Genomic DNA, 15,774 nt, shown 5'->3' on the forward strand with positions numbered 1-15,774 from the left:
TTATGAAATGTGGCATTGTCGGATTACCTAACGTCGGAAAATCAACGCTATTCAATGCGATTACTAAGGCAAGTATAGCCGCGGAAAATTACCCCTTCTGTACCATCGAGCCCAATATTGGGATTGTAGAAGTTCCAGACCTTAGAATCGAAAAGCTAATAGCAATAGTTAATCCAGAAAAAACCCAGCCAGCCATTGTCGAGTTTGTTGATATCGCAGGCCTTGTTGCTGGAGCCTCCAAGGGCGAAGGCCTTGGTAATAAATTTTTAGCTAACATTAGAGAAACAGATGCCATTGTGCATGTAGTACGCTGCTTTCAAGACGACAATATTGTTCACGTCTCTGGCAAAGTTGACCCTCTCTCTGATATTGAAGTCATCAATACAGAGCTTATTTTAGCGGACATGGAAACTGTGGATAAAACACTTCATCGCGAAAATAAAAAAGCAAAGTCAGGAGATAAAGAAGCTATTCAGCTAGTTTCAATTCTGACAAAAGTTGCAACACACCTTGACCAGGGAAAACTGGTTAAAAATTTAAATTTAGATCAGGATGAGCTTAAACTTATTAAGCCTCTTTGCTTAATTACTGTGAAGCCTGTCATGTTTGTTGCTAATGTGAATGAAACAGGATTCACTAATAACCCTATACTGGACTCACTTCAAGCATTAGCTCAGAAAGACAATCTTCCTGTAATCTCTATCTGTGCAAAAATTGAAGCTGAAATTGCTGACCTAGAAGACGAAGATAAAGCAATATTTTTAAGCGAGCTCGGTCTTGAAGAGCCAGGTCTCGATAAAGTTATTAGATCCGCATACACGCTGCTAGGCTTACAAACCTACTTCACAGCAGGCGTAAAAGAAGTAAGAGCATGGACTGTAAAAAAAGGTGCGACTGCTCCTGAAGCTGCCGGAGTTATCCATACGGACTTTGAAAAAGGCTTTATTCGTGCAGAAGTTATTTCTTACAATGATTTTATTACATACAATGGCGAGCAAAAATCTAAAGAGGCTGGGAAAATGCGCTTAGAGGGTAAAGAGTATATTGTTCAAGATGGGGATGTGATGCATTTTAGGTTTAATGTATAGCGATCAATCTTTGACTTTAAGGGCTTAAAAAAATATAATTCAACGCTTCATTTGTTTCACAAAAGGGTGATGTAGCTCAGCTGGTTAGAGCGCAGGATTCATAATCCTGAGGTCGAGGGATCGTGACCCTCCATCACCACCATCTTTTAAATATTTAATTCAGTTTTATAAGGTGCTCTCTCATTAAGTTCGTTTGTATATTGATCGATTCCAGTCTTTTCTCTTCTTAAAAAATCTTTGATTGCGAGCTCAAATTTTTCATCAAAAATTCTGTGAAATGAAAATGTATTGAATGGCTCAAAACCTCTTGCAAGTTTATGCTCTCCTTGCGCCCCACCCTCAAACGAAACAATTCTATTTTCAATACAAAATTCCTGACCTTGATAGTAAGAAAGTTCAAAATGCAGTCCAGGATAAAAAGATTTTGACCCCCAATATCTTCCATATAAATTTTTATCATCATAAATGAAGAATGACGCTGCGACAGGAAGATCTCCTTCATAGGCCAATATCAATAATAAGTTCTCAGGCATGCTTTCTTTGATAAGACTAAAAAAAATTCTTGTGAGATATGGATGCGAATGATGATCTTGGTAGGTATTACAGTAACAAGCATAAAAAAAATCTAAATCTGATTCTGAAATTTCAGGGCCTTTTATTTTTTTAATCTTAAGCCCTAAGTCATGAATCTTTTTTCTTTCTTGTTTTATTTTTTTGCGCTTATCGTGAGAGAGTTGAGATAAAAATTCTGCAAAATTATTGTAATTTTTATTAAACCATTTAAATTGAACCCCCTCTCTTAGCATCCATTTTGGATCTCCAAATATATCTTTCTCGCTCTCATTGCAAAATAAAATATGACTTGAAGACATTTTATTTTCATAAGCTAGCTCTTCTATTTGTACAGCTATATTTTTTTTAATCGATAGATCTAATCCAAAAATTCTAGGGCCGGTCGCTGGAGTAAATGGTATACAAGAAGCGATTTTTGGGTAGTAGTTTTTTCCATATTTTTGGTAGGCTTCTGCCCAAGACCAATCAAATACATATTCGCCGTAAGAATGTTCCTTCAAAAATATAGGCGATGCGCCAACGAGGCTCCCTTGATCAATGACAATTGCCGGAAAAGGGTGCCATCCTGTTCCCTCTCCTATGGACTTCGATGCCTCAAGTGATTGAAAAAATTCAAGCCTTAAAAAAGGGTTGGATTTTGTAAGATCATTCCATTCTTTTTGATTGATATCTTTAAAGCTAGATTGAAATTCTAAGCGTGCCATAGCGATCTATTCTAACAAGATTCACTAAGACTTAATTTATGGGTGTTTTGGTATTTGATGAGGCTTGATTATTTTTACGTTTGTTAATTTCTATATGGGCTTTTTCAAATTCCTTTGCTAATAAAGCAAGCTCATCTAGTGATATAACTTCATTTTCATCGAGATCAAGACGGTTAAATTGACGGGCGACTTGAGGTAAGCATCGAGTTGTTTCTGCTAAATCCAGCGTATTGTCATTATCTTCATCGCAAGCAATAAATCGGGATTCCAAACCTTTTAGCATTTCTCTCTGTTTTTCTTCAATAAGACTACTTTCTTTACCTGATGATTTTGCGTACGCTGCAAGAGCACGTCTAATTCTTGCTCGCTCTTCTGGAGATAATGCGCTACTTTCTTTTAATTTATTAAGCTCAGTTGCAACAGATGAATTAGTTTCTGATTCAGCTTTTTGTACCTGATTGTTAGTCCCACCAAACGCCTGCATGGATAAGCCAGAAAACGCAGCCGAGCAAAATAAAACGAGTTTTAATAAATTATGCAATTGATTGATTTTTATCTGAAAAGGAGTCCTATATTCAATCCTAAATGTAAACACTTTATTACAAAAAAATGCATATTTGTTTCTATTTGTAACAATGGATCACAATCACTTTGATGTAAACTTATAAATTAAGTTCAACTCGCACCAACTGATTTAGACTAAAACCATGGCAACCAATCCAGCATCTATCTTAATTGTTGATGACGATCCTAAAATAAGGGATCTCACAAGCCAATATCTTATTGATCAAGGCCTAAATGTGCATTCGGCTAACGGCGGCAAGGAGATGGATACATTTATTGCTAGCCATCAAGTTAGTCTCATCATTCTCGACCTGATGATGCCTGAAGAAAGTGGGCTTGCTATATGCCAAAGATTAAGAGGGTCGGGAAATCTCACCCCTATTATTATTCTTACCGCTAAAGGTGATGAAATTGATCGAATTGTGGGCTTAGAAATGGGAGCAGATGATTATGTATCAAAACCCTTTAATCCTCGCGAACTTTTGGCGCGTATTAATGCAGTCTTAAGACGTAATGATTTAAAACAAGCGCAGGCCTCAAATTCCGAGAGCTTAGCGTTTGGTCCTTTTGTATTTAGTTCAGACGCAAGAAGCCTCACAAAAAATGGTGTGCCTATTAGTATTACATCTGGAGAATTCGAATTATTAAAAGTATTTATTGATCACCCCCGCCAACCCTTATCTCGAGATCAAATTATGCAATTAGCTAAAGGGCGTGAACTTGATGTTTTTGACAGGAGTATTGATGTTCAAATTTCAAGATTAAGAAAAATTCTAGAAGAAGATCATACGAGCCCTAAATTTCTTCAAACGATGTGGGGCTTTGGATACATCTTCGTTCCAGATGGTGATGCCGCGCATTGAAATTTATTCCTAATACACTTCTCGCTAGATTTCTTATTCTTATCGCAACAGTGCTTATCATTGCGCAAGTTGTGTCAATTCGAATATTTGACTATTTTGAAAGAGGCCCCAGAGCCGAAGCTGTAGCTCAAGAAATTGAAACGATAGTTAATTTTACAAGAGTCTCCCTTATATCCTCAAGAGAAGATAAAAGACTTGAGCTTCTATCTGAGCTATCAACCAAAGGTGATATTAGAATTTATCCTGCTTATTACTTTGAAGATATTGAGCCGCTAGCTCCGGACCCTTTCTTGCAAGTTATCGTAAGCAAGCTTAAAGAAAGGCTCGGTGAGAATACCATTGTAGTTACTAATCACTATGGTATCCCAGGTCTTTGGGTAAGCTTTGCTATTGATCAAGATGAGTTTTGGGTAGTGATTCCCACGCCAGGAGATAGGCCTTTCCCATGGCACTGGATTGGCTGGGGCATTATTGTTGCCGGTCTTTCAATCATTGGTGCATATGCTACTGCAACAAGAATTAATAAGCCTCTAAATCTTTTAATCAATGCAACAGAGCAGCTAAAAAAAGGTATGTTTCCTGAAAAACTTCCTTTAGATAGTGTGACTGAATTCCAAATGATGAGCCAAACATTTAACGAAATGGCGGAGAGTCTTAATAAAGTAGAGCAAGAGAGAAAGCTACTTCTTGCCGGCATTTCTCATGACGTGAGAACACCACTCACCAGGCTTAGAATTGCAATTGAAATGCTTCCTGAAAAAATAGCTACCAAACTTAAAAAAAGTATGGAGGAAGATATTGGTGAGATAGATAGTATTCTTAACCAATTTATGGATTACGTTCGTGGCTTTGATCAAGAAAGTAAATCGCTAACAAATTTAAATGATTTTTTTAGTCACTTAAAAGAGCAGCATAAAATGCTTAATCACAATATTGTTTTCGTGAGTAATATTAAGATACCTATTTTTTATGACATCAGACCTGTTTCATTTAGAAGATTATTTGATAATTTAATCAATAATGCATTCTCATATTCAAACGGAGAGGTATTAATTACACTTAAAAAAAATAAGGATAGCATTTCAATTAGCATTTTAGATGATGGGCCAGGTATACCCCCTGAAGAAATTAAAAGGCTCCTTAAGCCTTTTGAGCGCATGGATGAGGCAAGAGGCAACAGCGAAGGATGCGGCCTAGGTCTTGCAATTGCAGAGCGCATTACCCAATCACATGATGGAAAACTTACAATCTCAAATCGAGCAAAAAAAGGTTTAGAAGTTAAGATTATTCTTCCTTTAGTGAGCGAAAGCTAACTAAACCAATTTAATTTTTTTCGAAGTCTAACAACGTCGCCAATAATAATAAGTGATGGTGATTGTAATTTTTTCTTATCAACTTTTTGAGTAATATCAGAAAGGCTTCCACTTACAACCTTTTGCCCTGAAGTAGTTCCCTGTTCAACAACTGCGATCGGCAAACCTTTAGAAGCGCCATGTTTAATAAGTTGTTCACAGATTTGCGAAAGTGCTAAGAGTCCCATATAAATGACAATGGTTTGATTAGGCTTAGCTAATGAATCCCATTCGAGGGTCAATCTTTCATCCTTCATATGACCTGTAACAAATGTACAAGACTGCGCATAATCTCGATGGGTTAAGGGAATGCCTGCATAACAAGATACGCCATTAGCAGCAGTAATTCCAGGCACTACTTGAAATGGAATTTTATGTTCCATAAGCATTTCTATTTCTTCGCCGCCCCTGCCAAAAATAAAAGGATCTCCACCTTTTAATCGCAAAACACGCATACCTTTTTTTGCTAACTTTACGAGCAGTTGATTAATTTTTTCTTGTGGTAAAGTATGTCGATCTCTTTCCTTGCCAACATATATAAACTCTGCATCACGTCTCACAAGATTTAATACATCCTTACTGACAAGCTTGTCATAAATACATACATCTGATCGCTGCATTAAATGGAGCGCTCTGAATGTGAGAAGATCTGGATCGCCTGGTCCGCCACCGACTAAAAAAACTTCGCCCTGTTTTTTTTGTATGCCATTCTTTTTTACTAATGTCATTAATTGCTGGGTACTAAGTTTTTTGGTTTGATTAAGAAACTGTCTAACTAAAGGATGATCAATAAAATTTTCCCAAAAAATTCTCCTAGTCTGTGTTGTTTCATACCTCCCTTTGATGCTATCTCTCATGGAGCCCATAATAGAGGCAAGCTTACTAAAGTTATGTGGAATCAAGGCTTCAATTTTTTCGCGAACAAATTTAGCTAATACAGGGGCATTACCTTCGCTCGAAATTGCAATTAGTAAAGGTGATCGATCTATAATCGATCCCATTGTAAAAGTACAAAGTGCAGGTTCATCGACTACATTGACCGGAATATTAAGAGCTTGAGCAGTTTTGGAAACTAACGAATTAACTTTTTTATTGTCAGTCGCTGCAACAACAAGAACCGAATGAGTTAAATCATTTTTCTCAAAGGACTTTAATCTAACTTGAATTTTTTTTAATTTTTCATAATGCTTTAATTCATTACATAACTTAGAGGCGATTACAGTAATTTTTGCGTCAGCCTTAAGAAGCATATCAATCTTTCTTAAAGCAACATCCCCGCCCCCTACAACCAAAACAGGCTTATGTATTAAATTAATAAAAATCGGGAAACTTTTCATAGCATTATTTTACCTGTTCATTGAAAGGTAAATCTTATCTAAAATGCAATAATTTACCTGTATTATTAATCACTTAAAGCCACTATACTTAACATATACCAATTTTAATGCGCCATCTATTCCTGTAGCTTTATGCTTAAAAAAGTTTTTATTAAAACATTCGGCTGTCAAATGAATGAGTATGACTCATCAAAAATGCAAGATGTATTAAATCAGGCCCACGCCAGCTCTAAAACTGAAAATCCCGAAGAAGCAGATCTTATTATTTTAAATACATGTTCCGTAAGGGAAAAGGCTGAAGAAAAAATTTACAGCCATCTTGGCGAGTATGAGACCCTTAAGAAAGCTAATCCAAATCTACTTATTGCAATTGGCGGATGCGTTGCAAGTCAGGAAGGTGAAAATATTCTTAAGCGAGCTCCTTTTGTGGATCTAATTTTTGGCCCACAAACTCTTCATCGATTGCCAGATTTGGTAAGCAAAAGAAGATCAGCTGGCTTGTCACAAGTTGACATTTCTTTCCCTGAGATAGAAAAGTTTGATCATTTGCCTTCCCCAAGTTTCTCAGGTGCTTCAGCCATGGTTTCAATTATTGAGGGTTGCAGCAAATATTGTTCATTCTGTGTCGTCCCTTACACGAGAGGGGAAGAGATCTCGAGACCGTTTGAGGATGTATTAGCCGAAGTGATTCATCTAGCTTCCTTGGGTGCGAAAGAAATAACTTTGCTAGGACAAAATGTTAATGCTTATCGATCTCATACTAAGAATGGATCACCTGCAGATCTAGCTTTACTTATAGAGTACATATCTGAAATTGATGAAATTAAACGCATTAAATTTACAACAAGCCATCCAAATGAAATGAGTGAAAATCTTCTTGAATGCTTTGGAAAATTTCCAAAACTTGCAGCTCATCTTCATTTGCCTATTCAGTCTGGCTCAGATCGCATATTGTCAGCTATGAAAAGAAACTACACAGCGCTAGAGTATAAAAATATCATAAGAAAATTAAAAAAGAATTGTCCTCAAATCTCAATAAGCTCTGATTTTATTGTTGGATTCCCCAATGAAACGGATGCCGATTTTGAGCTGACAAAAAAAATTATGGAAGAAGTGCAATTTGACTTCAGTTTTAGTTTTTTATACAGTCCAAGACCTGGGACTCCAGCCTCATATATTCATGATGAAATTCCACATAAGACAAAATTAAAAAGATTGAATGAATTACAATTGATGAATGAAGCTCAAGGCAAAGCAATTAGTCACCTTATGTTGGGGACTAAACAGCGCATTCTAATTGATGGTCAGTCATGGAAAAATCCAGCTGAAATGGCTGGCAAAACAGATAATAATAGAGTGGTAGATATTAAAACTGATAAATCATTTATCAACCAATTTGTAGATGTAACAATTACTGAGGTAACTTCGAAAAGGCTTCGCGGAGAAATCATTTAATATGGGTATGGAATTCAATTTACCTTCTGACAATAATAGGCAACTATCTAATTTATGTGGTGCATTAGATCAAAACCTAAAACAAATTGAAGCAGCTCTAGAAGTTGATATTGTGAGACGTGGATCAAATTTTATCGTCAACGGCTCTTCAAAAAATATCAAAGCCGCAGCAATGCTTATCCAAAAATTTTATAAAGAAGCGGGCGATCCTATTGAACTGGAAGATATTCAATTAGGGCTTGTCGAAATAAATAAATTTGAAAAAACGGTAAAAGCAACTGCAGAAATTAATGAGCTCAAAACAAAACGAAGTGATCTTAGGGGCAGAACACCAAGGCAAAATGCATATTTAAAAAATATACAAGATTTTGATATTACTTTTGGTATTGGGCCTGCAGGTACTGGCAAAACATATCTTGCTGTAGCTAGCGCCGTGGATGCCATTAATCGAGATAAAATTAAACGTATCGTTTTAGTCAGGCCTGCCGTAGAAGCGGGTGAGCGATTAGGTTTTCTTCCAGGTGATCTAGCACAAAAAGTAAACCCTTATCTAAGACCTCTTTACGATGCACTTTATGATCTCGCAGGTTACGATAATGTTCATAAAATGATTGATAAAAGTATCATCGAGATTGCCCCGTTAGCTTACATGAGGGGGCGTACATTAAATCAAAGCTTTATTATTTTAGATGAAGCTCAGAATACAACACCTGAACAAATGAAGATGTTTTTGACGCGCATTGGCTTTGGTTCAAAAACTGTCATTACAGGGGATATCACGCAAATTGATTTAGCAAAAGGACAAAAAAGTGGGTTGATTGAAGCAAAAAAGATCTTGTCTAAAGTTAAAGGTATTGCATTCACTCATTTCCTATCTGAAGATGTCGTCAGGCATCCACTTGTTCAAAAAATTATTAATGCTTATGAAACCTTCGAAAAAAAAGAAAGTAAGTAATTCACTTTAAATGGAATCGAAACCGATCATTGCCATTCAAGATATGGTGCATAAAAAACCAATCTTAAAAAAAACACAATGTCTAAAATGGCTCTCGCCTATCGTTGATAAAAATGCTGAGATAACTATTCGAATCGTAGATAACGATGAGTCAATAAACTTAAATAATATATATCGCAAAAAAAAATATCCGACAAATGTACTTTCATTTCTCGTAGACGATGAGGTTCATTTAATTGGAGATATTGTTCTTTGTGCGCCAGTTATAGAAAAAGAAGCGCTTGAACAATCAAAAAAACTTGAAGCCCATTATGCTCATCTTATTATTCATGGCGCACTTCATTTATATGGTTACGACCATGAAAATAAAAAAGATGCTGATATTATGGAAGCTAAGGAAATTAAAATTTTAACTAAGTTAGGCTATAAAAATCCATACCTCATAGAAGAGAGTAAATCGCAATGAGCGAATTAAAGAAGTCTAAATTAATCGAACGTCTCAGTCACTTTCTCTTGAGGGGGCCCGAAGATCGCGAACAGCTTTTTGAGCTGCTCAAATCATCATATGAGAAAAATTTAATGGATGCTGATTCGCTTTCAATGATTGAGGGTGTGCTGCAAGTTTCCGAAATGCAAGTCAGAGATATTATGATTCCAAGATCACAGATGGATGTAATTGATATCTCTCATCCACCAGAAAAATTTATCCCTTTTGTTATAGAGACAGCTCACTCTCGCTTTCCTGTTATCGAAGATGATAAAAATGATGTGATAGGCATTTTGCTTGCTAAAGATCTTCTCAAATATTATGCAGGTGATGACTTTGAAATTAGAGATATGCTGCGCCCTACTGTTTTTATTCCTGAATCTAAAAGGCTGAATGTCCTGCTTAAAGAGTTTAGAGGAAGTAGAAATCACATTGCTATCGTCGTAGATGAATACGGCGGTGTTTCTGGTATGGTCACGATCGAAGATGTATTAGAGCAAATCGTTGGTGAGATTGAAGATGAATTTGATTTTGATGAAACCGAAGACAATATTATTCAAGATAAAAATGGCCACTATAGAGTAAAAGCATCGACAGAAATTGAAGATTTTAATGATTACTTTAATGTTAGCTTTAGTAATGAAGAATTTTCAACCATTGGTGGCTTAATTATTCATGCATTTGGCCACCTCCCAAAACGAGATGAAAAAATTACTTTCGAGGGATTTAAGATCACAATTCTCAGGGCTGATAGCCGCAAACTCTATTCCGTACTCCTTGAAATTGACACCCCCTCTAATAGCGTGTAATTTTTTGAACTAATCGACATATTATTCTTCAAATTGTTTTAGGAATCTTTCATGAAAAAACTACTTTTAGCCATTTTTTTAATCGCATCACCATATTTACATGCGGCAGAAACGAACTCTGATAGAAGCGCTCTTCCGGTAGATGAAAAATCCTTTATTGAAGCTATTAGTCGTTTTAATAAGGATGAAATTCTTAAGGTTCTTGGTGAGCCTGCTTTCAAGGAAGACATTAAAATGAAATCTTCTGAGCAAATTGTGGGATCTATCTGGCAATATCACAATATCAATACTGCAGAAGATGGGAGCTATTACCCAACAACAGAATTAGATTTTCTAGACGAGTTCGTTGAGACGGTTGTTTTCCAAAATGACACTGATAAGACCTCGAAAAGTCCTTCTCAAACTTATAAAATTCAAAAGCCTTAATTACTTTAAGGCTTTATTCTTGATAATTCAGTACAATTGCCTTAAACGGCATTTTGTATATTGAATAAACATTACCCACTCTTTTATTTAGCTATTTCTTTTTTGCTCGGAGCACTCTCGGTTCTGAGCTTTGCTCCTTTTAACTATCATTTCATTTCGCTTCTTTCTTTAAGTGGTCTTTTTTACATCTGGCATAGGCTAAATAATGCTAGGCAAGGATTTCTCTCAGGCCTCTTTTTTGGTCTAGGTTTATTTGGCTTTGGTATTTCATGGATTTATATCAGTCTCAATACATATGGTGGCATGCCCTCTTGGTTATCTTGTTTGAGTACTTTTTTATTCTGTCTCTTCTGTGCTTTTTTTACTGGTCTTATTGGATGGTTTTCTTTACATAAAAAATCGAGCTTTTTTTTAATCCCATTTATTTGGACGTTCTTTGAATGGATTAAAGGCTGGGTTTTCACTGGCTTTCCATGGCTTACAATGGGTTATTCACAAGTTCCTTCAAGTCCTCTTGTGGGATTTCTCCCTATTATTGGTATTTATGGGCTGACTCTGATACTCACTTCTCTAGCGCTCATTCTTAGCCTCGTATTGCTGAATAAAGATAAACGCTCAAAGCTTTTAAGGGTTGGTTTAGTGGCTGCTGTATTAGTGTCAGGGCAGCTTTTAAAAAATATAGAATGGACCGAGCCTTCAGGCAAACCTATCTCTATCTCGCTTGTTCAAGGCAATATTGCTCAGGATATTAAATGGCAAAAAGAAACCGTTACACAAACGCTACAAACTTATCAAAAGCTTATTCAAAAAACAAAAGGTCAAATTATTCTTCTGCCAGAAACTGCTTTGCCGCTTCTTGCAGAATATATTCCTGAAACATTTAAAAAATCTGTTTTACTTCATGCCTCAAAAGTACAAGGCCACGTTCTGATAGGTGCGATTGAACGTCAAGATGCAAAATACTTTAATGTGGTATTAAATTTAGACGGTGATTCGTCTCAAGTTTATCGAAAATCACATTTAGTGCCGTTTGGCGAATTCATACCGTTAAAATTTATCTTTCAGTATATTTATTCGCATTATCTCAACATGCCTATGAATGACTTGTCGAGAGGCAGTAATCGTCAAGAGCCCATGGCAATTAAAAATCAGAAAATTGCTTTTAATATTTGTTATGAGGATGTTTTTGGTGAAGAAATTATTCAAGCACTTCCTTCTGCAACAATTTTAGCTAATGTCAGCAACGATGCATGGTATGGAAGATCTATTGCTGCTTATCAACACTTACAATTTTCTCAAGCAAGAGCCATCGAAACAGGAAGAATGCTAATTCGCGCGACAAATACAGGTGCTACTGCGATTATTGATGAGCACGGTATTGTCAAAGAAATATTACCCGCATTTACTGAAGGCATCCTCGAAGGTGATGTGCAAGGATTTAAAAATACAACGCCTTATGTTTTTTTTGGTAATTGGCCAGTTATTACTTTATGTTTCATTGCGCTTCTTGGTTGGATCATGAGACATTCAAAACTTTTATGGATATTGAAAAAGAAGTAGAATGCTTGAATTAGAGATCAATTCATTATGCAATTAACCTTTCAAGACATTATTCTCAAACTTCAACATTATTGGGCTAGCCAAGGATGTGCCATCCTTCAGCCCTATGATATGGAAGTGGGTGCAGGTACTTCACATACTGCAACTTTTTTAAGGTCACTTGGGCCAGAACCATGGAAGGCAACCTATGTTCAGCCAAGTCGCCGTCCAAAAGATGGGCGCTATGGTAAAAATCCAAATAGACTTCAGCATTATTATCAATTACAAGTTGTTCTTAAGCCTTCCCCATTAAACATTCTTGAGCTTTATCTGGGTTCGCTCAAAGCACTCGGCTTTAATCTGAAAGAAAATGATATTCGCTTTGTAGAAGATGACTGGGAAAATCCAACGCTTGGGGCTTGGGGTTTAGGCTGGGAAGTTTGGCTCAATGGAATGGAAATTACTCAATTCACTTACTTCCAGCAAGTCGGAGGCATTGATTGTAAACCCATCACAGGAGAAATCACTTACGGACTAGAAAGGCTCGCTATGTATATCCAAGGGGTCGACAATGTTTACGATCTCACATGGACTGATAATTTAAAATATGGTGATGTATATCTTCAAAATGAAATTGAACAAAGTGCATATAACTTTGAACATAGTGACGCTGATTTTTTATTTCAAGCGTTTACTGCCCATGAAAAACAAGCCAACCATCTTATAAGCGAGCACTTAGCGCTTCCAGCCTACGAGCAAGTATTAAAAGCAGCACACTCTTTTAATCTACTAGATGCAAGGGGCTCTATTAGCATTACCGAAAGAGCAGAATATATTGGTCGTATAAGAAATTTAGCCCGTAACGTTGCGAGTAGCTATCTATTAAGTCGCGCAAATTTAGGCTTTCCTTTAGCTGATAAAGGCCACGCGAAAGAAATTATTGATCAACTCAATGCAAAAAAGACGGTTAAATCGTGAAGTTAGATAATTTACTTATTGAGCTTTTAACTGAGGAACTTCCTCCAAAATCACAAAAGCAGCTTGGTATTTCGTTCGCAAAAAATATCAAAGAATTTCTTGCAAAACATCATCTCGCAAATGAGATATCTGAAGATTCAATCTTTTCAACACCAAGAAGAATCGGCTTATATTTAAAAAATGTTAAAGATGAAGCAGACAATCAGAATGTATCAATTAAACTCATGCCTGCTTCAGTTGGATTTGATGGCTCAGAAAAACCAACTGAAGCTTTATTAAAAAAATTACATGCGATTGGTTTAAATGAAAAAGACGTGAGTGGCATTGTTAAAAAAAATGAAAACAATGCTGAAATTCTATACATCAATAAAAATGAAGAAGGTGCAAAGCTAAAAGATATTATTGCTGAATGCATTTCATCAAGCCTTGCACGTTTACCTATAAAAAAGATGATGTCTTATCAGCTCTCAGATGGATGGACGACTGTTAACTTTGTGCGGCCAGCTCATGGATTAGTCATTCTTCATGGGGCTAATGTCATCAATGCAAATGTTCTAGGCATTACTTCAAATAGAACAACATTGGGCCATCGGTTCGAGTCTAAAAAAGAAATAATTGAGATTCAACATGCTGACCAATACGAAGAGCAAATGAAAATCGAGGGCGCTGTGATTGTGTCCTTTGAAGAGAGAAAAGCGTTAATTAAAAACACTTTAAATGAAAGGGCAGCCAGTCTTTCAAATCAACTTACCCCCATTGAAGACGAAGATCTTCTTGATGAAGTTACAGCGCTCGTTGAATACCCAAATGTTCTAGCGGGTAAATTCGAATCTAAATTTCTTGACGTTCCTCAAGAATGTCTTATTTTGAGCATGAAGGCTAATCAGAAATACTTTCCTTTGATTGATAAAAATAAGAAACTATCTAATCAATTTTTAATTGTTTCAAACATATCACCAAAAAATTCAGACCTCATTATTCAGGGCAATGAAAAAGTGATCAGACCAAGATTATCTGACGCAGAATTTTTTTATGCACAAGATAAGAAAAAACCACTTAAAGACTATCTCTCACAGCTATCACATATTGTGTACCACAATAAACTTGGCTCACAATCTGAGAGATCTGAGAGAGTTAAAACTATTGCATCTCTCATTGTAAAAAATTTAAACCAATCTAAATTGCTCGATGCTGTAATGCTTGCGTCTGATTTATCTAAAGCGGATTTATCTTCAAACATGGTAGGTGAATTTCCCGAACTTCAAGGCATCATGGGAAGATATTACGCCTTAAATGAAAAAATTTCAGATGAGGTAGCATTTGCTATTGAAGATCATTACAAGCCAAGATTTTCTGGTGATTCCCTTCCAAGAAGCACTGTTGGAGATATCGTTGCGATTGCTGACAAAATTGAAACTTTAATAGGTTTATTCAGTATTGGTGAAAAGCCGACTGGCGACAAGGATCCTTTTGCGCTTAGGCGTCAAGTGATTGGAATCATTCGTATTCTTACTGAAAAAAATATTGGCCTAAATTTAAATACAGTTATTTCTGAGTCTATTCAGGCAACTAAATTAGTAGAATCAAAAGATCTTAATTCTTTTATTTATGATCGTCTGTCCAATTTCTTCAAAGACCAAGGTTATGCTGCTCTCGATATCGAAGCCGTGCTTGCGATTGAATCAGGCTTAATCAATGAAATACCCCCAAGATTAAATGCAATTAAAGAGTTTTTATTACTCTCAGAATCTGAAGACCTAGCATCAGCCAACAAAAGAGTTGGCAATATTCTTAAAAAAGCTGACGTTAAATCAACCTTAAAAGTTGATCAGTCTTTACTTAAGGACGACGCCGAAATTAATTTATATAAAACATTAGATTTAGTAGATGCTGAGTCTAGAAAAGAATATGCCGCAAAAAATTATTCGGGTTCATTAAAGTTACTTTGTAAACTTAAAAATCCGATTGATCAGTTTTTTAAAGATGTTATGGTAAATGCTGAAGATGAATCACTCAAAATGAATCGACTTGCCCTTCTCGAAAAACTTTATTCGGCGATGAATTTAGTTGCTGACTTATCGAAACTCTCTTCTTAAATTATGAAATTAGTCATTCTAGATAGAGATGGCGTAATCAATGAAGATAGCGTAAATTTTATTAAAACGCCTAATGAATGGATCCCCATCCAAGACAGTCTAGAGTCAATTGCACTTTTAAATCAGTCTGGCTTCAAAATCGCAATAGCTACCAATCAATCAGGCATTAGCCGGGGTCTTTTTGATGTATCAACACTTAATCTCATTCATGAAAAAATGTTTAAATTACTCTCCCAACAAGGTGGACATATCGACGCTATTTTCTTTTGTCCCCACAGAGCAGAAGAAAATTGTGAATGCCGCAAACCAAAACCAGGTATGTTAAAGGAGATTGCCCATCGTTTTTCGATCAATTTAAAAAATGTTCCAGCCATAGGAGATTCCTTAAGAGATCTTCAAGCTTTTGATGCAGCAGGGGCTCAGCCTATACTCGTTAAGACAGGCAAAGGAGAAGAGACGCTCGCCAAAGGTGGGCTACCTAAAAATACTTGGGTTTGTGAAAATCTCGCAGAAGCGGCACAAAAAATTATTACGGAGTACGCTTAACT

General features: G+C 36.2%; 15 protein-coding genes and 1 tRNA gene. 13 read left to right on the top strand and 3 right to left on the bottom strand.

Annotation, left to right across the window (positions count from 1 at the left end; translation table 11 throughout):
- Positions 1–2: 2 nt before the first annotated feature.
- Both ychF and FIT70_RS05185 read left to right on the top strand, forming a co-directional pair.
- Positions 3–1,088 (top strand): redox-regulated ATPase YchF, encoded by a 1,086-nt coding sequence (gene ychF, locus FIT70_RS05180; RefSeq protein WP_028818234.1) that lies wholly within the window; start codon positions 3–5, stop codon positions 1,086–1,088.
- 65 nt (positions 1,089–1,153) lie between these two features.
- Positions 1,154–1,230, top strand: a tRNA-Met gene (locus FIT70_RS05185).
- A gap of 4 nt (positions 1,231–1,234) precedes the next feature.
- Here the strand turns inward: FIT70_RS05185 and FIT70_RS05190 are convergent.
- Positions 1,235–2,365: a GNAT family N-acetyltransferase gene (locus tag FIT70_RS05190; RefSeq protein ID WP_139931024.1), complete on the bottom strand. Its 1,131-nt coding sequence runs from the start codon at positions 2,363–2,365 to the stop codon at positions 1,235–1,237.
- 31 nt (positions 2,366–2,396) lie between these two features.
- Entirely contained in the window at positions 2,397–2,906 is a 510-nt protein-coding gene (locus FIT70_RS05195) for an EF-hand domain-containing protein (RefSeq protein ID WP_139931026.1), read from the bottom strand.
- Positions 2,907–3,072: 166 nt separating this feature from the next.
- On the opposite strand from FIT70_RS05195, the gene FIT70_RS05200 reads away from it, so the two are divergent.
- A complete protein-coding gene (locus tag FIT70_RS05200) occupies positions 3,073–3,792 on the top strand; it encodes a response regulator (protein ID WP_028818232.1) in 720 nt (239 codons plus the stop codon).
- On the top strand, positions 3,789–5,105 hold the full coding sequence (locus tag FIT70_RS05205) for an ATP-binding protein (protein ID WP_139931028.1): 1,317 nt from the start codon (positions 3,789–3,791) through the stop codon (positions 5,103–5,105). Before FIT70_RS05200 ends, FIT70_RS05205 begins: the two co-directional genes overlap by 4 nt.
- Here FIT70_RS05205 and cysG read toward each other — a convergent pair.
- Entirely contained in the window at positions 5,102–6,481 is a 1,380-nt protein-coding gene (gene cysG / locus FIT70_RS05210; RefSeq protein WP_139931030.1) for a siroheme synthase CysG, read from the bottom strand. The genes FIT70_RS05205 and cysG overlap by 4 nt on opposite strands.
- A gap of 132 nt (positions 6,482–6,613) precedes the next feature.
- Between cysG and miaB the strand changes: the two genes are divergently transcribed.
- The 9 genes from miaB (at position 6,614) to gmhB (ending at position 15,772) form a co-directional block, all read left to right on the top strand.
- On the top strand, positions 6,614–7,936 hold the full coding sequence (gene miaB / locus FIT70_RS05215; RefSeq protein WP_139931032.1) for a tRNA (N6-isopentenyl adenosine(37)-C2)-methylthiotransferase MiaB: 1,323 nt from the start codon (positions 6,614–6,616) through the stop codon (positions 7,934–7,936).
- Positions 7,937–7,943: 7 nt separating this feature from the next.
- A complete protein-coding gene (locus FIT70_RS05220) occupies positions 7,944–8,891 on the top strand; it encodes a PhoH family protein (protein WP_139868194.1) in 948 nt (315 codons plus the stop codon).
- Between the two features lie 10 nt (positions 8,892–8,901).
- On the top strand, positions 8,902–9,357 hold the full coding sequence (ybeY, locus tag FIT70_RS05225; RefSeq protein WP_223255698.1) for an rRNA maturation RNase YbeY: 456 nt from the start codon (positions 8,902–8,904) through the stop codon (positions 9,355–9,357).
- Positions 9,354–10,187: an HlyC/CorC family transporter gene (locus FIT70_RS05230; protein WP_139928899.1), complete on the top strand. Its 834-nt coding sequence runs from the start codon at positions 9,354–9,356 to the stop codon at positions 10,185–10,187. Before ybeY ends, FIT70_RS05230 begins: the two co-directional genes overlap by 4 nt.
- A gap of 51 nt (positions 10,188–10,238) precedes the next feature.
- Entirely contained in the window at positions 10,239–10,613 is a 375-nt protein-coding gene (locus tag FIT70_RS05235) for a hypothetical protein (protein WP_139870561.1), read from the top strand.
- 102 nt (positions 10,614–10,715) lie between these two features.
- Positions 10,716–12,173 carry an apolipoprotein N-acyltransferase gene (gene lnt, locus FIT70_RS05240; RefSeq protein WP_223257719.1) on the top strand — a complete coding sequence of 486 codons (1,458 nt, stop codon included), beginning with the start codon at positions 10,716–10,718 and terminating at the stop codon, positions 12,171–12,173.
- Between the two features lie 27 nt (positions 12,174–12,200).
- The gene (gene glyQ, locus FIT70_RS05245) at positions 12,201–13,130 is read left to right on the top strand and encodes a glycine--tRNA ligase subunit alpha (RefSeq protein ID WP_028818225.1); all 930 of its coding nucleotides are present in this window, start codon (positions 12,201–12,203) and stop codon (positions 13,128–13,130) included.
- On the top strand, positions 13,127–15,226 hold the full coding sequence (gene glyS / locus FIT70_RS05250) for a glycine--tRNA ligase subunit beta (protein ID WP_139931036.1): 2,100 nt from the start codon (positions 13,127–13,129) through the stop codon (positions 15,224–15,226). Before glyQ ends, glyS begins: the two co-directional genes overlap by 4 nt.
- Before the next feature lie 3 nt (positions 15,227–15,229).
- A complete protein-coding gene (gmhB, locus tag FIT70_RS05255; protein WP_139870565.1) occupies positions 15,230–15,772 on the top strand; it encodes a D-glycero-beta-D-manno-heptose 1,7-bisphosphate 7-phosphatase in 543 nt (180 codons plus the stop codon).
- The last annotated feature ends 2 nt before the right edge of the window (positions 15,773–15,774 follow it).

Source organism: Candidatus Methylopumilus universalis (assembly GCF_006364435.1).
In the GTDB taxonomy this organism is placed as follows: Bacteria; Pseudomonadota; Gammaproteobacteria; order Burkholderiales; family Methylophilaceae; genus Methylopumilus; species Methylopumilus universalis.